This is a genomic window from Streptomyces sp. NBC_00154, from assembly GCF_026342835.1.
GTDB lineage: Bacteria > Actinomycetota > Actinomycetes > Streptomycetales > Streptomycetaceae > Streptomyces.
In genome coordinates, this window is record NZ_JAPEMI010000002.1 from 681,147 (window position 1) to 704,346 (window position 23,200).

The following is a 23,200-nucleotide window of genomic DNA, read 5'->3' on the forward strand; positions in this document are numbered from 1 at the left end:
GGTGCTTTCGGCTTCCGCGGGGACACTCTCCTGTGCTGCTGCGCAACGCTTCCGGGCAGCCGCTGCGCCAAGGCCGGCTGTCGGCCCGTCGGGATCACGCGGGGTGACACATGCGGTCCCGACGGGCCCTGGATCAGCTCACGGCCGACGGATCCCCACCCGGGCGCGCCGAGCGGCCGACGTGGCGTCAGGACGTGGGCGTGACCGCGGGTTCACCCGCTCGCGCCGTCGCACTCGAGGTCCCCGAGGTCGATCGAGTCCGCCATCGCCTGCATGCCCTTGTCGTTGGGATGCAGATGGTCCCCTCCGTCGAACGTCGGCAGCAGCCGCTGCGGGTTGTACGGGCTGCGCAGGACCTTGTCGAAGTCCGCCACCGCGTCCACCGCACCGCTGGTGCGGATCCACTCGTTCACCTCCATGCGTACCGCATCCCCCTGTGGATCCCACTCCGACCAGCCCTGGTAGGGGAGGACGGTGGCGCCGACGACGCACTTCCCCGCCGCGTGGGCCCGGTCGATGATCCGGCGATAGCCCGCCGTCAGCGAGGCCGCCGTGACACCGCTGTGGGACTTGATGTCATTGACGCCCTCGAACAGGACCACCGTGCGCACCCCGGGCAGCGACAGCACGTCGCGGTCGAGACGCGCGAGCGCGCTCTGCCCGGCGCCGTCCACCAGGACCTGGTTCCCGGATATCCCCGCGTTGGCCACACCTTGCACCGTGGAGCCCGGCGTCCCGTGCAGCCGGCGCGCCAGGAAGTCGGGCCAGCGCAGGTTCTTGTCGGTGGTGGACTGCCAGCCGTCCGTGATGGAGTCGCCGAGGGTGACCACGGCGCCGGTGCCGGGGCCGGTGTCCACGCTGACCGCGTCGAGGTAGAACCACGACCCGATCTGTTCCGTGTACGCGCCGTCCCGTTCCTCGGCCGCGTGGTCGCCGGCGGTCGCGTACGACGTCTGGAGAGCCATCCCGTGCCCGGTGGCGGGACCGCCCGCCGTCCGTACGTACAGGCTGACCGCCAGATCGCTGCCGGCCTCGGTCCTCCCGGGCAGCGGATCGCTGTAGCGGATCTCGCCCGGCGCCAGGGTCACGGACGCCGCCCGGTCGAAGCGCAGCTTCCTGTTGGAGCCCGCGACCAGCCGGGCACCACTCTTGCGCAGCCCGGCGTATGCGCTGCCGATGACCAGTGGCCGGTCGCCGAACGCGTTGGACACCCGGATGCGCATCCCGCTGCCGCTCACGCTGGTCCGGACGACCAGACGGTAGCTGCGGTCGGACGGGGACTCGCCCAGTCGGTCCGCGCTGGCCGCCCAGGTGACCACCGATGGGTCGGGCACGGGAGTCGACGCGGCGGCGGAGGAGGTGGCGTGGGCGGGGGCGAGAACTGTGGCGGCGAGGGCCACGACCGCGATCAGGGCGCGGTGCGCTGCGCCGCTCATCGGAAGTTCCGCAGCGTGACGGATTCCCCGGCGCGGAGGTCGACGTCGTGCGAGATGCCGCCCGCCGTCACCGTGGTCCTGCGCCCGCCGACACTGTGGATGGTGGCCTCGCGGACCCTGCCGTCGCGCCAGCTCAGGTCGACGACGAAACCGCTGCGCGCCCCGATGCCGGTGACCGAGCCGGAGCGCGCCCAGGCGGCGGGCAGCGCGGGCAGCAGTTCGATGTGTCCGGGGCGCGAGTAGAGCAGCATCTCGATCATGGCGGCGGGAGTACCGAAGTTGGACTCGATCTGAAAGATCCCGCGGCCCTTCCCGGTCTCGTAGATGTCGAACAGATTCATCGCGCTGCCGTTGCTGCCGTCGACGGACGGCCGCAGATTGGTGATCACCAGCTGATACGCGTTCTCGGCGTGCTTCAGTCGTGCCCAGCACAGGGACCGCCAGGCGTTCGCCCAGCCGAAGTTCTCCATCCCACGCGCGGTGAGGAGTTCGGTCGCGCCCTTCACCAACGCCGCGGGCGACGCGTCGGGTCGGATGCGGTCGCCCGGGAACAGGCCCACCAGCGGGGAGAGATGGCGGTGAGTGGTCTCGCCGAGGTTGTCCGGGGACATCCATTCCTGGAGCCAACCGGTCTTCGGGCTGACCTCGGGCATGTACAGCCGCTCCTGGAGCCCGGCGACGGTCTTGCTGTACGCGGCGTTCCTGCCGAGCAGCGCACTGGCCTCGCGGTAGTGCGCGAAGAGGTCCCGCACCACTTCCTGGGCGTAGGTGATGCCCTTCGCGTCCTGGGGGCCGTGCTCCGGCGACCAGTCCTTGTCGGCGACGAGGACCTCACGTTCCTTGCCGGTGTCCGCGTCGGTGACCGTCATGGTCAGCAGCCGGGTCTCCCAGAACTCGCAGGCACCGTGGAGGAGCGGGTAGATCTTCGCGAGATGCTGCCGGTCCTGGGTGTACTCGTAGTGCTCCCACAGGGTGTTGCACAGCCAGGCACTGCCCGAGGGGTGCCACCACCAGCCCAGGCCGCCGTAGATGTTCGTGGAGAACGCCACGGTCCAGCCGGCGATTTTGCCCGAGGAGTTGCGGAACCGGTTGCGCGGATCGTTGAACAGGCTCTGGGTGAGTTCCGTCCAGACCGGGAGCTGGGAGAGGCAGTAGTCGGTGAACGCGTCGAAGTTGCGGGAGAGCGCGGTGCGGTCGGCCATCCAGTAGTTCATCTGGATGTTGATGTCGGTGTGGTAATCACCCATCCAGTCCGGGTCGTTGCCGTCCAGCCACGGGCCCTGGAGGGCGACCGGAAGGCCGCCCCGGGAGCTGCTGATCATCAGATAGCGGCCGAACTGGAGGTACAGCGCTTCGAACTCCGGGTCGGGCTCGTCCTGCTGGGTACGCGCCTTCAGCCGCTCCCAGGTGTCGAGTGCCCGCTGCTCGGCCGTGGAAGGGCCCAGCGAGATCTGCATACCGTCGAACTGGTCGCGGTAGTCGGCCACATGGGTGTGCAGCAGTTCGGTGGGTGAATGCCGTACGGCGGTCCGCACCTTGGTCCTGGCGAGTGCGGCCGGGTCGAGGCCCGGGTCCCGGTAGCCGGCCTTCGGGTCGGGGGAGTAGTTCGTACCACCGCTGATCACGACCGTCAGGTCCGCACACCGGGTGAAGACGATCTTCGAGCCCTGGGTGGTGACCGATCCACTCGTGCTGTGCGCGGTGACCGCGGCGCCGTAGCGGAGCCCGTTGGTGAACTCGGCGCCGAAGGAAAGACTGTCGTGCGCGCCGTCCGCCGATGTCGTCTCGTCGTGCGTGCCGTCGAGCGAGACGGTGCCGGTGTAGTGACCGCCACCGCGCTGGGAGAACTGCACGACGATCACGTCGTCCGGCTGACTTGCGAAGACGCGGCGTTCGAAGGACACACCCGAGCGGATGTAGCTGGAGGTGACCAGGCCCTGGGCGAGATCGAGGTCGCGGCGGTAGGTGTTGACCGTGCCGAGATCGTGCTCCGGGATGTCTACCGTCACGTGCGCCAGCTGGGTGAGACTGCCGAAATCCGCCCGCCCGTAGGGGAATTGCCCGTCCTGCTCCAGTACGTCATTGATCCCGCCGGTCCACATGGTGGCGTCGGAGACGAAGAGCAGTTCGTGCGAGGGGTCGTTGCCGACGAGAGCACCGAGCCGGCCGTTGCCGACCGGCAGTGCCCGCTCCAGCATCGTCTTCTCGCCGGCCGGTGCGCGGTACCACATCCGCGTCGTCGAACCTTGGCCCTCGGCAAGCATCGGGGACGTGGTGGGGCGCTTCGGCGGGGCGGTGGCGGCGAAGGCGGGAAGGCCGCCGAGAGCGGTGAGCGATCCGACGGTGGCGGCGAGCGAGAGCACGCGACGGCGGCTGGTGCTGGTGCTGGGCTGCGCAGGGGTGTGCGGATGCTGGTCGTTCACGGGACTACTCCATTCCTGCGGACATGGTGGGGGCGCGGTACGGCGTCGGGGGAGACCCGGGCGGGAGCGCGGGCAGGGACAGCACGGGACGGGGGCGCGCCGATCAGGACGCGCCCCCGGATGTGGTCGTGCGACGGGGCTACCGGAGCGGAACGTCGATCTTGTCGATGTCGGGTGAGTAGCCCGTACCGCTGTCGAAGGTGACGGTGTTGCTGCCCGCCTTCAGCGTGACCGGCACACTGATCGTGTCGGCGGCTCCCCAGCCCCCGGTGGCCGGGAAGGCCGTCGCGACTGGCGCCTTACCGTTCGCGGACACGCCGATCGACCGCGGATCCCCCGACGTGTAGGCGACGTTGATGAGGTAGCGGCCGGCCTGCTTGACGACGACGTGCGTGAACTGGAGCGTGCCGCCCAGATAAAGGTTGCCGACCTTCTTCGTGCCCGAGCACTCGGCGCAGTCGGCGACGGACGCGGAACCGGTCAGGACGTTGTCCGGGGACTCCGCCTCGTACGCCGTCGTCTTCAGTGCGGGGCCCTGCGGGGTGACGGTGAACAGACGCGAGCCGTGGGCCGGCAGGGCCTGGGTGATGCCGTCCTTGTACCGGCCGAGGTTCTCGCTGTTCCACACGTCACGCACGGACGCCTGGCCCGTGAAGCCGAGGGCCGACCAGTCGGCGGTCACCGGGGAGGCGGAGTCACCCTGGTTGAACAGGGCGACGGTGTAGCTGCCGTCGGGGTTCTGGGACGCCCAGACCTGCTCGTCACCGACCGAGGTGATGGGCTTGGCGGGCCTCCCCGGCTGCTGGTTGATCTTCAGCACGTCGCGGTTGGTCATCAGCGACAGGCCGTAGTCGTCGAGCTGGGTGAGGTCGTCCCCGCTGAACAGCGGCGACTTGGCGACCGCCCACAGCGTCATGTAGCTCTGCCGCTCGGCCTTGGTCAGGCCGCTCATGGCGGCGTTGCCGACATTGATCGAGTCGAGGTCGTTCCAGCCGCCGGGGCCGGCGTACCGCGTCCACCCGGGAGTGTCACGCCACCGGTCCTCGACGGAGTTCTCCCACGACACCAGCGTGTTGCAGTAGCACTCGACATCCGTGTCGACGCGCCATCCGTTGGACGTGGCCTTCCAGTCCTTGGCGTAGTTGATGTCGAGCGACCAGGAGATCTCCAGATGGATGGGCCGTCCGGTGCTCTTGATGGCCTTCTGCCAGGCCGCGACGTCCGCGCGGTTGTCGTAGTTGTCGCCGCTCTTGAAGGACCCGGGACCCACACCGTCGAGCTTGAGGAAGTCGTATCCCCAGTCGGCGATGAGCTGCGCCTGCGAGTCGACGTACTTCTGGGCACACGGCTTCGAGAAGTCGAGCTTGTACGAGCTGTCCCAGCCGTTGGTCGTCCGCAGATCGCTGTAGACGATGTCACCGGTGGTGCAGTTGTCGGTGTTCCAGATCGGCAGCTTGCCCTCGCCGTATCCCTCCTTCTCCAGACCGACGGGCAGATAGATGCCGGCCTTGAGACCCTTGCCATGGATGCGGTCGGCGACCGCCTTCATCCCGCTCGGGAAGCGTGCCTTGTCGGCCTTCTGGCGCCCGTACGCGTCGAACTCCGGCGTCCAGTCCCAGCCGCGCCACCAGCCGGCGTCGATGTTGATGTACTCGTAGCCGTACTTCTTGAGCTTGGAGGCCAAGGCGTCCGTCTGCTTGTTGACGTTGGCCTCGGTGAGATAGCTGTAGTTCCCGTCGGGATTGACCCCCGGGTACGAGGTGGTCTGGAGACTCCAGCTGCTCCAGCCCATGTACGGCTTCTGGGCTACGCCGTCCTCGCCGGTGCCTGCGGCGTCGGTCGCCGCGGTGGTGGCGACGGGGGAGATGGCGGGGGACTCGGACGGGGCAGCCTGCGCCGTCGGCACGGCGACTGCCAGGCCTGCGGTGACGGCGAGTACCAGCGCGGAGCGCAGGGCTCTCGTGGCGGGGCGGGTGGGTGACCGCATGAGAGGGGACCTCTTTGCTTTCTCGGCGAAGGGATTCGGTAGTGGTGCGGTGTTCCGGTTGCGTGCAGTGCAGGGCTGCGCAGCGCGGGACAGGGTTCGCTACTTGCCCGAACCGAGGGTGAGCCCGCTGATGAACTGGCGCTGGAGCGCGAAGTACACGAGCAGCGTCGGGATCGCGGTCATCAGTGCGCCGGCCGCGATGAGGTTGGGATTGGTGAAGTACTGGCCCTGGAGGTTGGCGAGTGCCGAGGTGATCGGGCGTTTGTCGCCGGTCTCGATCAGGGCGAGCGACCAGAAGAAGTCGTTGTAGATCCAGATCGATTCGAGGGTGGCGAGCGCCGCGAACGCGGGACGGCACAGCGGCAGCACGATCTGGAAGAACTGGCGCCACACCGGGGCGCCGTCCACCAGCGCCGCCTCCGTGATCTCCTTCGGGATCGTCCGCATGTAGTTGCTGAGGACGAAGGTGCAGAAGCCGCACTGGTAGGCGATGTGGATGACGATGATGCCCCACACCGAGTTGTAGAGCAGGAACGAGTCGCTCATCCAGCCGGGCAGCGGGATCAGCAGGTAGAGCCGGTACAGCGGAGTGATCAGCACCTGGGCGGGGAGCAGGTTGCCCGCGGTGAAGAGCATCAGCAGGACGACGTTCCAGCGGAAGTCGAACCGCGAGACGAAGAAGGCCACCGCGGCGGAGAAGAGCAGCGTGCCGAGGACCGCCGGAACGGTGATCAGGACGGAGTTCCAGAAGAAGTGCGGCATCCCCGACTGGTGCCAGGCGGTACCGAAGTTCTCGAAGCCGAGACTGTGCGGCAGGGAGAGGTAGCCGTGCCTGCTGGTGTCCGAGTAGGGCCGCAGCGAGGTGTACACCGCCCACAGCAGCGGAACGAGCCACAGGAAGGCGATCCCGCCGAGCAGCACATGCCGTCCGGTCTGTCGCCTCGGGCGCGAGGGGCCCGCGTCCGGGAGCGGCGCTCGGCGGGTACGCGGGCCGGCCGCCGGCGGTGTGACGGTCGCGGTCACTGGTCCTCCTTGCGGAAGGTCTGGGCAAGGAAGGTGCCGATGGCGAGCAGCGAGACGATGAGCAGGACGACCGCGAGTGCGGAGCCGTAACCGATGTGGCTGGACTCGCCGATGATGTTGTCGGTGATCAGGAGCGACAGGAGCTCCATCCCGGGCTTGCTGCCGACACCGCCGCCGAGCACATAGACGATGTCGAACGCCCGCAGCGATTCCATGACGGTGACGACGAGAATGATGATGTTGACCGGCTTGAGTGCCGGGAAGACCACCCTCAGGAACGTCTGGCGTCCATTGGCGCCGTCGAGCGAGGCCGCTTCCTTCAGCGCGGGGTCGAATCCCTTCAGACCGGCCAGATAGAGGATCATGATGTAGCCGGTGTGCCGCCAGGCCGAGGCGATGAGGACGGCCCACAGATTGAGGTCCGGATCGCCCAGCCAGTCGATGTGGTGGCCGGGTGCCGCCCCGTTCAGGATGCCGTTGAGAAGTCCGTTGTCGGGGTTGTAGATGATCTCCCAGATGAAGCCGACCACGGCGAGCGAGAGCACCATGGGCAGGAAGATCGCAGTCTGGTAGAAGCGGGTGAACCTGATCTTCCGGTCGAGCTGGTACGCGAGGAAGATGCCGAACGGGGTGGGCAGCAGCGCCGTGAACAGCAGCCAGACGACGTTGTGCTGCACCGCGGGCCAGAACGGCGGGTAATTGGTGAAGATCTCCAGGTAGTTGTCCAGGCCGACCCAGCGGATGTCACTCGGTTCGATGCCGTCCCAGCTGGTGAAGGACAGTCCGATGGAGGCCAGCGCCGGCAGCCAGACGAAGACCAGCAGGGCGAGCAGCGGAATACCGACGATGACCGTGAGGAAGAGGCGGTCACCGCGGCCGAGCCGCAGCGGCCGCGGGCGGGCACGCGGGGCGTCGGGGGGCGCCGGGGCGGGCGCCCGGGGAGGGGCGGCGGGAGGCGCCGAGCCTACGGAGGACATGGTGAACCTTCCCGGTCCGGATCAGGCCGTGAAGAAGCGCGAGCGCTGGGACTCGATCTTCTTCAGCAGGGCCGAGCCGTCGTCGGGGTGGCCCAGCCACTGAGCCAGGCCCGGCAGTACGACGGTGGAGACGAAGCCCGGGTCGCTGTCGCGGTCGCCGAACTGCGTGATGTGCTTCGCCGAGGCGATGAGTTCCGCGGACTTCTTCTGCAGGGCGTTGTACGAGCCGGTGTCCGCGGCGGAGTGGACGGCGACATTGCTCGGGTCGGCCCCCATGTACAGGTTCTCCGCCTGGGCGCTGCCGAGGAATTCGAGGAGGCGGGCCGCGCCCTTCTCGTTCTTCGGCTTGCGGCTGAGCATGAACCCGTCGGTGGGTGCCTCGACCGTGTCCTGGCCGTGGGCTGCGTCGATCTCCGGGAAGGCGAAGAAGTCGATGTCCGCGCGCAGCTTCTCGTCGGTGATCTGCTGTCCCAGGAACAGCCCGATGACCGCCATGCCGGACTTCTTGTCGAGCAGTGACTGAGCGGCGTCCTGCCATGAGCGGCCGCCCGCGCCCTGCTGGTAGTAGGGGCTGAGTTCACGCCACAGGTCCAGGGTCCGGCTCGTACGGCGGTCGGTCCAGGAGACCTCACCCCGCATGAGCGACATGTGGAAGTCGTATCCGTTGGCCCGCAGATTCAGGTAGTCGAAGGCGCCGAGGATGGACCAGCTGTCGCCCCCGCCGTATCCGGAGGCGATCGGCGACAGGCCGTCCTTCTTCATCTGCTTGGCCAGTGCGGTGAATTCGCTCCAGGTGCGGGGCGGTTCGTACCCGCGCTCCTTGAACACGCTCTTGCGGTAGAAGACGGCCCACGGGTAGTTGTACAGCGGGACGAAGTAGTACTTGCCGTCCTCGCCCTTGGAGAGCTGCTTCGCGGCGTCGCTGAAGCCGGAACCTATGGTGTCCCAGACGTCGTCGAGCGGTCGAGCGAGCCCCTTCTTGGCGAAGTACTGCATGCGGTAGCCCGCGAACCAGGTGAAGACGTCGTCCGGTGTGCCCTGGAGATAGGTGGAGATGCTCTTCTGGAACGTGTCATGGTCGACGGTGTTCGTCTTGACCTTGAGACCGCTGTCCTTGGTGAAGGCACTGGTCACCGCCGCGTAGGCGGACTTGGGTGTGGCATCGGCTCCGTTCGATCCGAAGGTGACCGTCTTCGGGTCGGCCGAAGGACCGCCGCCGCAGGCCGTCAGCAGCGGCGCGGCCAGTGCGGCGGCGCCGACTCCGAGCGTGCCCCGGACCACCGTGCGGCGGCTGGGATCGGTGACGGGCGACAAGATGCGGCTCTGCATCGTCATTACTGCTCCTCATACGTGTTCTGTACCGATGAAGGACTGGATCGCGGTCGCCGCGGCCCCGCGCGCCCATTCCTCGAAGGGCAGCGGACGTGTCATCACGTCGCACTGGGCGGCGGTACCGAAGGCGGCGGCGGCGAAGGTGTCGCGGATCTGCTCGGCGAACAGGTCGTACGCCGCCAGGCCCTCGCCCGAGATGATCACCCGCTGGGGTCCGAGGACATTGACGACGGCCCCGATGGCCCGTCCGATGGCCTCCCCGGCCCGTGCGTACACCTCCCGGGCCCCGGGATCGCCACGGTGCGCGAGTTCAAGGGCCTGCGCGGAGTCGGTGACCGGCAGTCCGGTCACCTCGCCGACCCGACGGATGATGGCGGCGTCACCGGCGATGGCTTCCACGCACCCGGTGTTGCCGCAGTGGCACGGCGGTCCCTGCGGGTCGATGGACAGATGCCCGATCTCGCCGGCCACGCCGTGCGCACCGGAGACCACCCTGCCGTGCACCACAAGACCGCAGCCGATGCCCGCGCCGACGGTCACCAGCGCGAAGTCCGGCACTCCCACCCCGGCCCCGAACCACTGCTCGGCCACCGTCAGGGCCCGGACATCGTTGTCGACCGTGACGGGCAGACCCGTCACAGCCTGCGCCAGCTCGGCGAGCGGCACGTCGCGCCAGTCCAGGAACGGTGAGTAGCGGACCACTCCGGCGGCGCGGTCCACATCTCCGGACACCGCGAGGCCCATGCCGCTCACCCGCACCCCGAACCCATCGGCCTCCGCGAGGAGTTCCTGCACGAGCGCGGCGGTCGAGGCGAGCACGGCTCCGGGATCACGGGCGGTGATCCGGACGTGCCGGGCGACCCGGATGCGGCAGCACAGGTCGGTCAGGACCGCGATGATCTCGTCCCCGGTGACCTTGACGCCGATGAACAGTGCGCGGCCACCGTCCACCCGTACGAGGTTGGCGGGCCGCCCGAGAGACGGCGGTGCCTCCTCGTCCACGCCCTCGACGAGATAGCCGGCCGCCATCAGGGGCCGTACGGCCTTGGTGACCGCGGCCGGTGAGAGATCGGTGCGCCGGCCGATCTCGGCGCGGGTGAGCGGGCCGTGGGACAGCGTGGTGGTGAAGACCAGAGAAGCGGCCGGTGTCGGAACCGGGACTGCCTCGGGACGGGGCGACGAGTGCATGGCCGAAACGTAGAGGGTGTTCTTTTCTGCTGTCAATAAAAGAAACGGGATCTTTCGAAATCTCAACTCAGCATGGAAGAAGCATGCAAATCCCATACTGACCCGGGGGGTTGACAGCTGATCAAAGGCACAGTTGGCTGCCGACTGCCTTCGTGGTGCAACCTGAACGTGAGGATCAATGTCTGTGATCGCCTTCGCCGCCGACACCGGGGTCTGGCTGCTCTCCACCCCGCGCACCTCGTACGCGCTACGGATCGATGCGACAGGAGCGCCCTGCCACCTTGCGTGGGGACCCGCGCTGGCGCTTGAGGAGGTCCAGGAGTTCGTCACTGAGCCGGCACCCCCGGCCAGCAGCTTCGAGGGACGGCCGTCCGTCGGTGACGAACTGCCCGTCGACGGTGGACCGCGGTACGGACCGCCCTCGCTGCAGGTGCGCTTCGCCGACGGCACCCGCGCCTTTGAATGGCAGGCCACCGGGCACCGGGTCCACGAGCCGGCGCCGGGCTCGGCGGAGCTGGTCCTGGACTTCCGCGACCGCCTCCACCCCCTTCGGGTGGCACTCCACTACCGGGTCCACGACGACAGCGACGTCATCGAACGCTGGACCGTGCTGCGCAACGACGGCGACGCCCCCGTCGCACTCCAGCGTGCGGACTCCGCCGCCTGGACCCTGCCGCTCCGGGACGACTACCGGCTGAGCCACGTCACCGGCCAGTGGTCTGCCGAGACTCAACTCCGCCGGGACCTACTGCCGTTCGGCGAAACAGTCCTCACCAGCAGACGAGGTATCACCAGTCACCACGCGAACCCCTGGGTGATGCTCGACGCGGGCGACGCGACCGAGAACCACGGTCAGGTGTGGAGCGCGGCGCTGGCCTGGAGCGGCAGCTGGCGCATCACCGTGCAGCGCACCCCCGACGGCCGTGCGGGCTTCACCGCCGGCGCCGGCCACGAGGGCCCGTCCCTCCCGCTCGGTCCCGGTGAGGAGTACACCACCCCGGTCCACGCCGGCCTCTACTGCGAGGGCGGCTTCGGTGCGGCGAGCCGGGCCTGGCACGCGTACACCCTCGCCCACGTACTGCCGCACCCCCAGGAGATCCAGCCGGTCCTCTACAACTCCTGGGAGGCGACCGGCTTCGACGTCGACGAAGCGGGCCAGAAGGCGCTGGCCGCCCGGGCGGCGGCGCTCGGCGTGGAGCTCTACGTCATGGACGACGGATGGTTCGGGGGGCGCCGCAGCGAAGAGGCCGGCCTCGGTGACTGGACACCGACCCCGGACCGCTTTCCCCGAGGGCTGACGCCCCTGGTCGAGGAGGTGCACCGGCTCGGTATGCGCTTCGGCCTCTGGGTGGAGCCGGAGATGGTCAGCCCGGACAGCGACCTCTACCGCAAGCACCCGGACTGGGTGCTTCACTTCCCCCACCGCGCCCGTACCGAGCTGCGCAACCAGCTGGTCCTCAACCTCGCCCGTCACGACGTCGCCGAGTGGGCGTACGGATGGCTCACCCGGCTGGTCGGCGACCACGGCATCGACTTCCTGAAGTGGGACATGAACCGCGCGTTCAGCGAAGCCGGCTGGCCGGACCGGGCGGACGGGGCCGACGAGGTGTGGACGACGTACGTCCACCACCTCTACGACGTCATCGACCGGCTCCGCGCCGATCACCCTCACCTCCGGATCGAGGCGTGCTCCGGAGGCGGAGGGCGGGTGGACCTGGGCATACTGTCCCGCACCGATCAGGCATGGCCCTCGGACAACACCGACGCCGCGGACCGCGTCACCATCCAGCACGGGTACAGCCAGCTCTACCCGGCACGGACCATGGCCGCCTGGGTGACCGATGTGCCCAACCAGCTCACCGGCCGTTGCGTCCCCCTGCGCTTCCGCTTCCATGTGGCGATGGCCGGCGCCCTGGGCATCGGCGGAGACCTCTCCCGGTGGTCCGACGCCGAACTGGCCGAGGGCGCCGGCCTGCTCGCCGAGTACAAGCGGGTACGCCACCTCGTACAGCACGGCACACAGCACCGGTTGCGAGCCCCGGTCAACGATGGACCGGCCGCGACGCAGTACGTCGCCGCCGACGGCGGCGAGACACTCCTGCTCGTCTGGCAGCGGGCCTCATCACCACATGGCAGGCCGTCACGCCCGCTCCGGCTGGCCGGCCTCGATCCCGCCGCCCGCTACCGCGACGCCCGCACCGGCGCGGTGCACTCCGCGACCGTGCTCCGGCAGTACGGGATACAGCCCGAGCTGCCGCCCGGCGACTGGGCGAGCGCGGCGGTGCACCTGATCCGGGTTTCCTGACGGCTCAGCGGCGGGGGAGGGGCGGGCCGGTGACCGCCCATGCGACTGCGGCATCAGTCGACCGCACCCGTCGCAGATGCCGCCCCGCAACGAGGCGGGCGGCCTGCCTCATGCCGGGGGCGCCGTCGTCATCAGGATCAGGGGGACGCCGTGGCAGGGGAGCAGCTGCAGTCCGCCGTGCTCGGCGCCGTCGGCCGAGCCGGCCAGTACCGCCGCGAAGTCCGGGCCTTTGGTGAGCGATCCGACCAGGTGGCGGGGGTCGGTGGAGGCGGCGACCCGGCCGCGCGCGTTGACCAGGCGGGCGGGTCCCGGCAGGCGTTGGAGCAGAGGCATGACGACCGCTTCGAAGCGCCGCAGGTAGACGTCGGCGGCGGCCACTCCCATGAAGCGTCCCCCGACCGTCACCGGCGAGGAGAGGGTGAGGCTGTACTCGTCGGAGCAGAGGTAGTCGACGTACGGCCCCGCGACCGCCCGCTGTCCGGTGTCGCGCGGCAGGGTGAACCAGTCCCAGTGGGTGTAGTCGGAGTACGCCGAGTGCTCCGGGTCCAGGTCGAGCAACAGCGGATGCACGGCACCGTCCACGGTGGTCTGCCACCACTCGAGCCACGCCGGTACGTCGTCGAGCAGTCCTGGCGCCGCCACGAAGCCGATCCCCGAGACCAGCTCGTACTGGGCGAGGCAGGCGTGCAGGCCGGGGCGGAGGGCGGCCAGATCGGCCGAGACCGGCCGACGGCTGTCCGCGACGGCCGAGGCGAGCACCGCCTCCGTGTCCGTGGCGGTCCGGCCCACAGCGTCGAAGACTCCTTCGAGCGCGTCTCGGACGCGGGCGGCCGCGTCGGCGACCGCCGGCTCGTCAAGTACTGCCGATCCGGCGCTTGCGAGACGGGGACTGCTGCCCATCGGGGCCCTCCTTCGGACGGGGACCGCGCGCACCATCGGCCGAGCCGAGGCGGAGTTCGATCAGGCGCGCCATGGAGGCCTGCACGCATTGTTCGGCCAGGGCCCTGGCACGGTCATCCGCCCCATCATGCACGGCTGAGATTACGGCGCGGTGACGATCCGCTGTGTCCTCGAGGTGCCCGTCCTCGCAGAGTACGAGGCGCAGAAGTGCCCCCACTTCGGTCTGGAGAGTGACCTCTTCCCTGGTCAGCCGGGCGGACTGGGCCGCCGCGGCCAGCTCGACATGGAAGCGCCCGAAGACGCGGCTGCGCGCCCCCGAGTCCTTGGCTTCCACCAACTCTCCCAGAGATCTCTGCAGTTGCTGCAGATCCTCGGGCTCGGTGCGCTGGGCCGCGAGCCGCGCGGCGGCACCCGAGACGGCTGCCCAGTGGTCGGCGAGATCGCGGAGTTCCTCGGTGCTCCAGTCGGAGAGGCGGGCAAGCAACCGGTCCTCCGCAGGACCGTCGGGCACGGTGACGAAGCTGCCTCCGCCACGGCCCCTGCGGGTGGTGACCAGGCCCCTTTGCCGCAGTGCCATCAGCGCTTCCCGAAGGGTCACGGTGGAGACGCCGAGCTGGGCGGCGAGGTCGGACTCGCCGGGCAGCTGCTCGCCGTCGGCGAGCAGTCCGAGGTCGATGGCATCACCGAGCCGCCGCACGACGGCATCCACGCGGGCCAGGGTGTCGACGGGCGTGAAGACGACTCTGCGGGCGCCGGGTCTGTCTCGATTCACGATCACCACCTTGCCAGTTGACCCAGCTTTTACCTTAGCGGGGCCTTGAAATTAGAACTATGACTTCATATGTTTACGGCCAACTCCCGACAGCACCAGAAAGGTTCCCCCCATGGAGGGAATGGCCATCCGGTTGCAGAACCTGCGTAAGTCCTTCGGCCGGACAGAGGCTGTGGCCGGAGTCGACCTGGAGATCGCGGACGGCGAGTTCTTCTCCATGCTGGGGCCGTCCGGCTCCGGCAAGACCACAGTGCTCCGGATGATCGCCGGCTTCGAGGCTCCCACCAGCGGAACCATCGAGCTCGCAGGCTCCGACGTCACCCGTCTGGCACCCTTCGAGCGCGATGTGCACACCGTCTTCCAGGACTACGCGCTCTTCCCGCACATGACCCTGGAGCGGAACGTCGCCTACGGCCTCAAGGTCCGCAAGGTGCCCAAGGCCGAGCGTCTGAAGCAGGCCAGGGAGGCTCTGGCTAGCGTGCGTCTCGCGGACTTCGGGACGCGTCGCCCGTCCCAGCTCTCCGGAGGCCAACGCCAGCGCGTGGCGCTGGCCCGTGCCCTGGTCGGCCGTCCGAAGGTCCTGCTGCTCGACGAGCCGCTGGGCGCCCTCGACCTCAAGCTGCGCGAGCAGATGCAGGTCGAGCTCAAGGCGATCCAGCGCGAGGTCGGCATCACCTTCGTGTTCGTCACGCACGACCAGGAGGAAGCGCTGACAATGAGCGACCGGATCGCGGTCTTCAATCAGGGCCGCGTCGAACAGATCGGGACCCCGGCCCAGATATACGAACGTCCCGCCACCCCGTTCGTCGCGGGCTTCGTCGGTACGTCGAACCTGCTGACCGACGACGCCGCGGAGCAGGTCGTGGGCGACCGGGGAACGTACAGCATCCGGCCGGAGAAGATCCGCGTGCTCAAGGAATCCGCCATCGCCGACGAGCCGCAGCACTCCAGTGCCACCGGCACCGTGGCGGAGGTCGTCTACCTGGGGGACGCCACCCGCTTCCTGGTGGACCTCGACGCAGGCGGCAGGCTCACCGCCCTCCAGCAGAACCTGGAGACCTCCTCCGAGGACGTCGCCGCCTTCCGTGGCTCCCGGGTCACGCTCCAGTGGCACCGACGGCACAACTTCCAGGTCCCTGAGGCCCGGTGAGCGCACACACCCGCACGACCCGTCCCCGCCCCAACCCTCCTGTGGAGAACCCTGTGCGTCTGAACCGAACGTCCCGAGCAGCGGCCGCGCTCGGCGCCCTGCTCCTCGCCACTGCCTGCGGTTCCTCGAACACCGCTGCCACGTCGCCCGGCGGCAGCGACTTCACCCCGCCCAAGCTCACCGCGCAGAAGACCCTCGGCAAGACGGAGGGCCAGGTGAACCTGATCGCGTGGGCCGGATACGCCGAGGACGGCTCCAACGACCCGAAGGTCGACTGGGTCACCGACTTCGAGAAGCAGACCGGCTGTCAGGTCAACACCAAGACCGCGGGCACCTCCGACGAGATGGTCAGCCTGATGAAGACCGGTCAGTACGACGCGGTCTCCGCCTCCGGTGACGCGGCGCTGCGACTGATCGCCTCCGGCGACGCCGCGCCCGTCAACACCGAGTTGGTGCCCAACTACAAGGACGTCTTCTCCGGGCTGAAGGGCCAGCAGTGGAACTCGGTCAAGGGTGTCTCGTACGGCATCCCGCACGGCCGCGGCGCCAATTTGCTGATGTACAACACGAAGAAGGTCTCCCCGGCGCCCGACTCCTGGTCCGCGGTCTTCGACAAGTCCTCGGCGTACAAGGGGAAGGTCACGGCCTATGACTCGCCGATCTACATCGCGGACGCCGCCCTGTACCTGATGAAGAACGAGCCGTCCCTCGGCATCAAGGACCCGTACGCCCTGGACCAGAAGCAGTTCGACGCCGCCGTCGACCTGCTCAAGGAGCAGAACGCCAACGTCGGTGAGTACTGGAGCGACTATCTGAAGGAGGTCTCCGCCTTCAAGAGCGGCGACTCGGTGGTCGGCACCAGCTGGCAGGTGATCCTGAACACCGCCCAGGCCGAGAAAGTCCCGGTCAAGGCCGTCCTCCCCAAGGAGGGCGCCACCGGCTGGTCGGACACATGGATGATCTCAGCCAAGTCCAAGCACCCCAACTGCGCCTACAGCTGGATGAATTGGATCATCTCGCCGAAGGTGAACGCCCAGGTCGCCGAGTACTTCGGTGAGGCCCCGTCCAACGAGAAGGCCTGCACGCTGACCGCGGACAAGAACCACTGCACCACCTACCACGCTGCCGACGAGTCGTACTGGAAGGACGTTCACTTCTGGACCACGCCCATCGCGCAGTGCGTGGACGGACGTACGGACACCAAGTGCGTGCCGTACGCCAAGTGGGTCCAGGCCTGGACCGAGATCAAGGGCTGAGGGTTACCTGTCCATGACCACCACCGTGCCTGCCGCCGGACCCGTCCGGCGGCTCGCCGGGACCCTGCACCGCCGCCCCCGGCTGCAGCTGTCCCTGCTGCTCTCCGCGCCACTGGCCTGGCTCGCCCTGGCCTACCTCGGCTCGCTCACCGTGCTGTTCCTCTCCGCGTTCTGGACCACGGACTCCTTCACCTCCAACGTGGTGAAGATCTGGAACACGGACAACTTCACCGCACTGTTCACCACCGGCGTCTACCGTCAGGTCGCCCTGCGCAGCATCGGCGTCGCCCTCGCGGTCACCGCGCTGTGTGTACTGATCGCCTTCCCGATCGCCTTCTACACGGCCCGCATCGCCAACCCCAAGCGGCGACCGCTCCTCGTCGTGGCGATCCTCACTCCGCTGTGGGCCAGCTACCTGGTCAAGGCGTATGCCTGGCGGCTCATCCTCGCCCAGGGCGGTCTGCTCGACTGGGCGCTGAAACCACTGGGACTCGAGGGGCCCGGCTACGGGCTGACCGCGACCGTCCTGGTGCTGACCTACCTGTGGCTGCCGTACATGATCCTGCCGATCCACGCCGGACTCGAGCAGCTCCCGGCCAGCCTTCTCGACGCCTCCGCCGACCTCGGTGCTCGCAGCGGCCGGACCTTCCGCTCCGTCGTGCTGCCGATGATCCTGCCGTCCATCGCAGCCGGCTCGGTCTTCACCTTCTCGCTCAGTCTCGGCGACTACATCGCTGTACAGATCGTCGGCGGAAAGACGCAGCTCATCGGCAACCTCATCTACTCCAACATCACCCTGGACCTGCCCCTGGCCGCCGCACTCGGCACCGTGCCCGTCGTGATCATCGTGTTCTATCTGCTCGCGGTGCGCCGTACCGGAGCCCTCAGCAGTCTCTGACCCCTCCTTCACCTCCGTATCACGCACAGCGAAGGCCCCCGATGAATCTCTCCCGCCCCGCGCGCGTCACACTGCGCATCGCCGCCGGGCTCGGTTTCGCGGTGATCTACGTCCCGCTGCTCCTGGTCCTCGTCAACTCCCTCAATCCGGACCGCAGTTCGGGCTGGGCGCCACCCGGCCTCACCTTCGACTGGTGGGTTGCCGCCTGGCACAGTTCGGGCGCCCGCGACGCGCTGTGGACCTCGGTCAGGGCCGGGCTCGGCGCGACCGCGATCGCCCTGGTCCTCGGCACGCTCATCGCCTTCGCCTGCCAGCGCTACAAGTTCTTCGGACGCGAGGCCATCTCCTTCGTAGTCGTCCTGCCGATCGCACTGCCGGGCATCGTCACCGGTGTCGCGCTCAACACCGCCTTCCGTACGGTCCTCGAACCGCTCGGAGTGGGCCTCGGAATGTTCACGGTGGTCGTCGGCCACGCCACCTTCTGCATCGTGGTCGTCTTCAACAACGTGATCGCCCGGCTGCGCCGGATGCCCGGGTCGTACGAAGAAGCCGCCATGGACCTCGGGGCCCACACCTTCCGTACGTTCGTCGACATCACCTTCCCGCTGGTGCGCTCCGCGCTGGTAGCGGGCGGACTCCTCGCCTTCGCCCTGTCCTTCGACGAGATCGTCGTGACGACCTTCACCGCCGGGCCCGGTGTCCAGACCCTCCCCGTCTGGATCTTCTCCAACATGGCCCGCCCCCAACAGGCCCCGGTCGTCAACGTCGTCGCCGCCGTCCTCGTCCTGTTGTCCGTCATACCGATCTACCTCGCGCAACGGCTGTCGTCGGACACCGCCTCCGGCAGCCGCATCTGACAGGAACGAAACCCGTACCACGAGGGACCACTGACGTACGTCGGTCGGCCGGTCGGGAAGCAGGCCGGCTCAGCCCTCGCCCTGACCGCGGTAGAGATCGAGTTCGCCGTCGAGTTCGAGGGCGAGCACGGTGGCGTAAGGATCACAGGTGGCGGGTGTGTCGATGCGGACCACGCCCGGCACACCGCGACTGGCGAAGCCGCCGACGACCCGGTGGTCCAGCCGCTCGCCGGTGCCGAGCACGGAGATGTTCGTGACGGTGTTGCGCAGGCGGCGGAGCTCGACGAACGCACGGGGCGCGTCGAAGCAGACGAGGAAGAGAGTGCGGCGGTCCTTGGAGAGCATCGAAGGACCGTAGTGATGTCCGTAGGGAAGGCCGGCTTCGGTGGGGTACACGGCCTCCCTGTTGCGGTGGATCCACCGGCCGAGACCCTCGAGTCGCCGGGCGTGGTCCGCGCGGATCCTGCTGTCCTCCGCCGGGCCGGTGTTGAGCAGCAGATTGCCGCCGTGGCCGATGGTCTCGGTGAAGACTCTCACCAGCTCGCGCACCGACTTGTGGTTGACGTCCTGGGGCTGGTAACCCCACATGTCGCCGATGGTGTAGCAGAGTTCCCAGTGCCCGTCCGGGCGCTGGATGGGGACGCCCAGCTCCGCGGTGGCGTAGTCGCCGTGGCCGAGCATGCGGCCGTTGAGTACGGTCCGGGGGCTCAGCCGGAGGATCTCCTCGCGGAGTTCCTTCATCCGCCACTGCCGCTCGTCGCGCTCCCAGGCGCCGTCGAACCACAGCAGGTCGGGCCGGTATGCCTCGATCAGCTCGCGGATCTGCCCGCGGTGCACGGTCTCCAGGTAGCGCTCCCAGCGCTCGGGGTCCTCCTGGCCGGGCGCCGGCATCGCGCGGCGGTTGTCGACCCACGGCCTGTGCAGCTGCGCGGGCCGGACGCTGGGGTAGTCGGGATGGCTCCCGTCGTTGTGCGAGTGCGTCCGTCAGGCCGCATCAGGTCGACGGCGGGCTGGCCGCGACCGGCGCGAACGGCACGATCCCGATGACGATCGGTGCGGGCATCGTGGTAGTGGCGGGCGCGGGCATCGTCCTCGTGACCCGGCGTCGCAAGGCCGGCGCGCGCACCTGACGCGCCGCAGCCGGCCCGGCAGGGTGGGCGACCACGTCTGACGAGGCCGTTCACCCGCGGGGCAGGGCGCTCGGAGATCCGCTCCGGGCGCCTCGCCCTCCGCTCGATCCAGGCCTGCCGAGTTCGCCGCCTGAGCGTTAATGACCTGGCCCGCATGCCGGGCGGTTCCGCGTCCCGCGCCGTGCTGTGCCGTACGTAACCGTCCCCTGAAGGTGCTGACCGGCCTTGAGGAGTTGGTGCGCGCGCTCTTCTTCCGGCATGCCGGCCTGGCCGGCACGGCCACGCAGGGAGGGCCACCGCCGACGGGTCGATCAGCGTCTGCGCACATTCGGTGCCGGGACCAGACGGACCACACTGTTGAGTACATGGTCGATCACGTCACGCGAGGGCTTGTCCGTGAGGTTGGTGAGCATCCGGGCCAGGGTGTTGAGCAGAAACGGCGATCCCATGACGTACCGGTTGAGGATCGGTTGGAAGCCCGAACGGCTGAAGATGACGTCGGCTGCCGCGTTGCCGAGCCGGTAGTAGCGCCCCCAGCGGCGGTTCATCTCGACGGGGTAGTCGTGCAGTACTCGCTCCCGCCCGGGGCCCGGGGGAAGGGCGAGGGCGAGCGCGGCGCTCTCGGCTGCGACTTCGCCGGCTTCCATGGCCTGGCCGATGCCTTCCCCGTTCCAGGGGCTGATCATGCCTCCGGAGTCGCCGACCAGGAGGAGCCCCCGGGTGTAGAGGGGATGACGGTTGAAACCCAGGGGCAGCGCCGCGCTCCGGACAGGGCCCTCGGCGTTCTCCTCACGCAGTCCCCAGGCGTGAGGTGCGCGGGCCAGCCACTTGTCCAACGTGGCACGCAGGTCCGCGGTGCCGTGCCGCCGGTGAGGCAGCGCACCGAGCCCGACGTTGACGCGGCCGTCTCCCATGGGAAAGATCCAACCGTAGCCCGGCAAGTAGTGATCGCTCCCCGGGAAGCGGAGATCGGCCCACAACTCCAGGTACTCCTCCTGCGACCGTTCCGGGCTGCGGTAATAGCGGCGAGCGGCTGTCGCGATCTGTTTGCTCTTGTCCCGCTGCAGGCCCATGGCGAGAGCGAGGCGCGCGGAGGCGCCGTCGGCGGCGATGACGATCGGTGCGCGGAAGACCACCGGCTCCTTCGCTCCGACCGTGGCGGTGACGCCGGTGATGCGGCCGGCGCGGTCGGTCACGGGCCCGGTCACCTTCACCCCGTTGCGCAGCCGTGCTCCGGCTCCCACGGCGTGCCGGGCGAGGATGTCGTCGAAGTCATGCCGACTGCGCGAGAGGCCGAAGTCCGGGTAGCGCCCCAGGGCCGGCCAGTCGATGTGCACCTGATGCTCACCGGCCACCCATCGCATACCGCGTGAGCGCGTCCACCCCGGAGCCTTGATGTCGATGCCCATCCGGACGAGCTGGTGCACCGCCCGCGGGGTCAAGCCGTCCCCGCACACCTTTTCCCGTGGAAAGTGGGCCTTCTCCAGGAGCAGGACATCGATGCCCGCCTTGGCGAGGTGGAAGGCTGCGGACGAGCCCGCAGGCCCCGCCCCCACCACGATCACATCGGCTTCTTCGCCCGATCCGTGGACGGAGCGATCGTCCGGCGGGGACTGCTCTGGCGTCGTTTCCCGCATAGGGGACCCCTTTCCTGGGACAGCCGGTGCCGCACCGAGGACGGCAGCCCGGTACGTCATCATCGATCAGGACGAGCCGGTGCGGAACCTGGCCGGATGTCCGGCCGCGCCCCAGCATGCTGCGGTCCACCTCGGCCGATCTCCTCGGCACACTCCCGATCTTCTCCGTCGTCGTGGTGGTCGCGCCGACGACGGCAGCGAACGCGCCGCCCCTCGCACCAAGGCACGGGGATGGCTCGCGGCCGCACTGAAACGCCCCCACGTTCACCTGGGTGGTTGTGGCGCGCGAACGGTCCACCGGGGTCGCGAACGGCTTGGACCGCGTGCTCCCTGGTAGCGAGCTACGTGCGATGCAGGAGTTCCAGGAGTGGAGATGTCATGCGGTCCCGATCGAAGCTGCCCGAACTCGCCACTGCCGTCGTTGCCGCCATCGCCCTCCTGGTCGGTGGCTGTGCCGGTGAGCGGTCACCGGACCGGGAACCGGCGCAGGCGGTGCCCGCTCGCTCCCAGTCGCCGGCGGTTGCGCAGGGCGCCCCGCTGGAGGAGCCGGCGCAGCTGGTCAGCCGCAACGGGGTCCTGCGGGTGGAACTCGTCGTGGAGAGGCGAAAGGTGGAGGTGGGCGGGCGCAAGCTGTGGGCCCTCACCTACAACGGCCGATACATGCCCCCCACGCTGCGTATCCGGCCGGGGGACAAGCTGGACCTGTCGATGAAGAACTCGCTGGACGAGTTCACCAATCTGCATGTTCACGGACTTCATGTGTCGCCGAGCGGCAACTCCGACAACGTCTTCGTCCACATCCGTCCCGGCGAGACGTTCCACTACGCCTACCAGTTCCCGAAGAACCTCGCCCCCGGCACCTACTGGTACCACTCACATGCGCACACGATGTCCGCACCGCAGGTCGCCGGCGGCATGTCGGGCGTCCTCATCGTCGACGGACTGCAGCAGTACCTGCCGACGGGCTTGCGCCACATCACCGAGCACGTCATCGCGCTCAAGGACTTCCAGATCGAGGGCGATGCGGTCAGGACCAAAGGCCTGCACATCGGCGCACCCACCAACCGCACGGTCAACGGCCAGCTGAACCCGACCATCCGCATCCGGCCGGGCGAGACCCAGCTGTGGCGGCTGGCCAACATCAGCGCCAACATCTACTACAAGCTCCGCCTGCAAGGTCAGCGGTTCCGTGTGATCGCCCACGACGCCAACCCCGTTGACCGGATCTGGACGGCCGACTCGCTCCTCCTCGCGGCGGGCGCCCGCTTCGACGTGCTCGTACAAGGCGGTCCGGCCGGCCGTACCGAGTTGCAGACGCTCGCCTACAACACAGGGCCGGCCGGCAACAAGTTCCCGCAGTCCACCCTGGCAACCCTGGTGACCGAAGGACCTTCCGTGCACCCGGTGGCCCTGCCCACGTCGCCCTTCGCACCGACCGACGACCTGAGCCACGCGGCGATCGCCGCACGGCGCACCCTCGCGTTCTCCGAGAACAAGGACGGCACCGAGTTCTACATCAACGGCAAGCAGTTCGACCCGAACCGGGTGGACATCCGGTCGAAGCTGAACACGGTCGAGGAGTGGACCGTGCGCAACGACAGCAACGAGGAACACTCGTTCCATGTGCACGTCGACGATTTCCAATTGATGAGCATCAACGGCCGTCCGCACCATGGCCACGGCTTGCAGGACACGGCGAGCGTGCCCGCCAAGGGCCGGCTTGTCATCCGGATCCACTTCACGAACTACACCGGCAAGACCGTCTATCACTGCCACATCCTCAATCACGAGGACGCGGGAATGATGGCGGTGCTCGAGATCGTCAAGTAGCGTGCCGGTGCCCCGCAGCACCACACCAGGGCGAAGCGTCACCAGCGCGCCGACGACGGAGGGACGAGCTCGACGTGACGAGGGCCCGCCGCAACGTCA

At 68.6% G+C, this 23,200-nt stretch carries 17 protein-coding genes; 6 read left to right on the forward strand and 11 right to left on the reverse strand.

All coding sequences use genetic code 11. The annotated features are described in order from the left end of the window. Window positions 1-212: 212 nt before the first annotated feature. From OHA03_RS39505 to OHA03_RS39535, 7 genes are all read right to left on the reverse strand, one after another. Complete coding sequence (locus OHA03_RS39505; protein WP_267008803.1) at window positions 213-1,436, reverse strand: SGNH/GDSL hydrolase family protein; 1,224 nt, start codon at window positions 1,434-1,436, stop codon at window positions 213-215. Next, complete coding sequence (locus tag OHA03_RS39510; protein WP_267008804.1) at window positions 1,433-3,859, reverse strand: glycoside hydrolase N-terminal domain-containing protein; 2,427 nt, start codon at window positions 3,857-3,859, stop codon at window positions 1,433-1,435. The genes OHA03_RS39505 and OHA03_RS39510 overlap by 4 nt, the downstream gene beginning before the upstream one ends. A 139-nt stretch (window positions 3,860-3,998) precedes the next feature. Then, the gene (locus OHA03_RS39515; RefSeq protein ID WP_267008805.1) at window positions 3,999-5,846 is read right to left on the reverse strand and encodes a CBM35 domain-containing protein; all 1,848 of its coding nucleotides are present in this window, start codon (window positions 5,844-5,846) and stop codon (window positions 3,999-4,001) included. A gap of 99 nt (window positions 5,847-5,945) precedes the next feature. Further along, window positions 5,946-6,869 carry a carbohydrate ABC transporter permease gene (locus tag OHA03_RS39520; RefSeq protein ID WP_267008806.1) on the reverse strand — a complete coding sequence of 308 codons (924 nt, stop codon included), beginning with the start codon at window positions 6,867-6,869 and terminating at the stop codon, window positions 5,946-5,948. Further along, complete coding sequence (locus OHA03_RS39525) at window positions 6,866-7,846, reverse strand: carbohydrate ABC transporter permease (RefSeq protein ID WP_267008807.1); 981 nt, start codon at window positions 7,844-7,846, stop codon at window positions 6,866-6,868. The genes OHA03_RS39520 and OHA03_RS39525 overlap by 4 nt, the downstream gene beginning before the upstream one ends. A gap of 21 nt (window positions 7,847-7,867) precedes the next feature. Beyond that, a complete protein-coding gene (locus tag OHA03_RS39530; RefSeq protein WP_030980033.1) occupies window positions 7,868-9,181 on the reverse strand; it encodes an ABC transporter substrate-binding protein in 1,314 nt (437 codons plus the stop codon). A gap of 9 nt (window positions 9,182-9,190) precedes the next feature. After that, window positions 9,191-10,366 carry an ROK family transcriptional regulator gene (locus OHA03_RS39535; protein ID WP_267008808.1) on the reverse strand — a complete coding sequence of 392 codons (1,176 nt, stop codon included), beginning with the start codon at window positions 10,364-10,366 and terminating at the stop codon, window positions 9,191-9,193. Window positions 10,367-10,544: 178 nt separating this feature from the next. On the opposite strand from OHA03_RS39535, the gene OHA03_RS39540 reads away from it, so the two are divergent. Beyond that, window positions 10,545-12,671, forward strand: a complete 2,127-nt coding sequence (locus tag OHA03_RS39540) for an alpha-galactosidase (protein ID WP_267008809.1) — start codon at window positions 10,545-10,547, stop codon at window positions 12,669-12,671. Between the two features lie 108 nt (window positions 12,672-12,779). Here OHA03_RS39540 and OHA03_RS39545 read toward each other — a convergent pair whose 3' ends face one another. Further along, complete coding sequence (locus OHA03_RS39545; protein WP_267008810.1) at window positions 12,780-13,571, reverse strand: cache domain-containing protein; 792 nt, start codon at window positions 13,569-13,571, stop codon at window positions 12,780-12,782. Then, complete coding sequence (locus OHA03_RS39550; protein ID WP_267008811.1) at window positions 13,525-14,343, reverse strand: FadR/GntR family transcriptional regulator; 819 nt, start codon at window positions 14,341-14,343, stop codon at window positions 13,525-13,527. The genes OHA03_RS39545 and OHA03_RS39550 overlap by 47 nt, the downstream gene beginning before the upstream one ends. Window positions 14,344-14,455: 112 nt before the next feature. Between OHA03_RS39550 and OHA03_RS39555 the strand changes: the two genes are divergently transcribed. The 4 genes from OHA03_RS39555 to OHA03_RS39570 are packed head-to-tail and all read left to right on the forward strand — an operon-like array spanning window position 14,456 to window position 18,504. Then, entirely contained in the window at window positions 14,456-15,493 is a 1,038-nt protein-coding gene (locus OHA03_RS39555; protein WP_267008812.1) for an ABC transporter ATP-binding protein, read from the forward strand. A 53-nt stretch (window positions 15,494-15,546) separates the two neighbouring features. Next, complete coding sequence (locus tag OHA03_RS39560) at window positions 15,547-16,749, forward strand: ABC transporter substrate-binding protein (protein ID WP_267008813.1); 1,203 nt, start codon at window positions 15,547-15,549, stop codon at window positions 16,747-16,749. Window positions 16,750-16,762: 13 nt separating this feature from the next. Beyond that, window positions 16,763-17,647 carry an ABC transporter permease gene (locus tag OHA03_RS39565; protein WP_267008814.1) on the forward strand — a complete coding sequence of 295 codons (885 nt, stop codon included), beginning with the start codon at window positions 16,763-16,765 and terminating at the stop codon, window positions 17,645-17,647. A gap of 41 nt (window positions 17,648-17,688) precedes the next feature. Beyond that, window positions 17,689-18,504 carry an ABC transporter permease gene (locus OHA03_RS39570; RefSeq protein WP_267008815.1) on the forward strand — a complete coding sequence of 272 codons (816 nt, stop codon included), beginning with the start codon at window positions 17,689-17,691 and terminating at the stop codon, window positions 18,502-18,504. A 69-nt stretch (window positions 18,505-18,573) separates the two neighbouring features. On the opposite strand, the gene OHA03_RS39575 is transcribed toward OHA03_RS39570, so the two are convergent. Both OHA03_RS39575 and OHA03_RS39580 read right to left on the reverse strand, forming a co-directional pair. After that, window positions 18,574-19,428 carry an alpha-L-fucosidase gene (locus tag OHA03_RS39575; protein WP_323181405.1) on the reverse strand — a complete coding sequence of 285 codons (855 nt, stop codon included), beginning with the start codon at window positions 19,426-19,428 and terminating at the stop codon, window positions 18,574-18,576. Between the two features lie 517 nt (window positions 19,429-19,945). Next, window positions 19,946-21,271: a geranylgeranyl reductase family protein gene (locus OHA03_RS39580; protein ID WP_267008816.1), complete on the reverse strand. Its 1,326-nt coding sequence runs from the start codon at window positions 21,269-21,271 to the stop codon at window positions 19,946-19,948. Window positions 21,272-21,649: 378 nt separating this feature from the next. Between OHA03_RS39580 and OHA03_RS39585 the strand changes: the two genes are divergently transcribed. Continuing rightward, a complete protein-coding gene (locus OHA03_RS39585; protein WP_267008817.1) occupies window positions 21,650-23,101 on the forward strand; it encodes a multicopper oxidase family protein in 1,452 nt (483 codons plus the stop codon). Window positions 23,102-23,200: the final 99 nt, after the last annotated feature.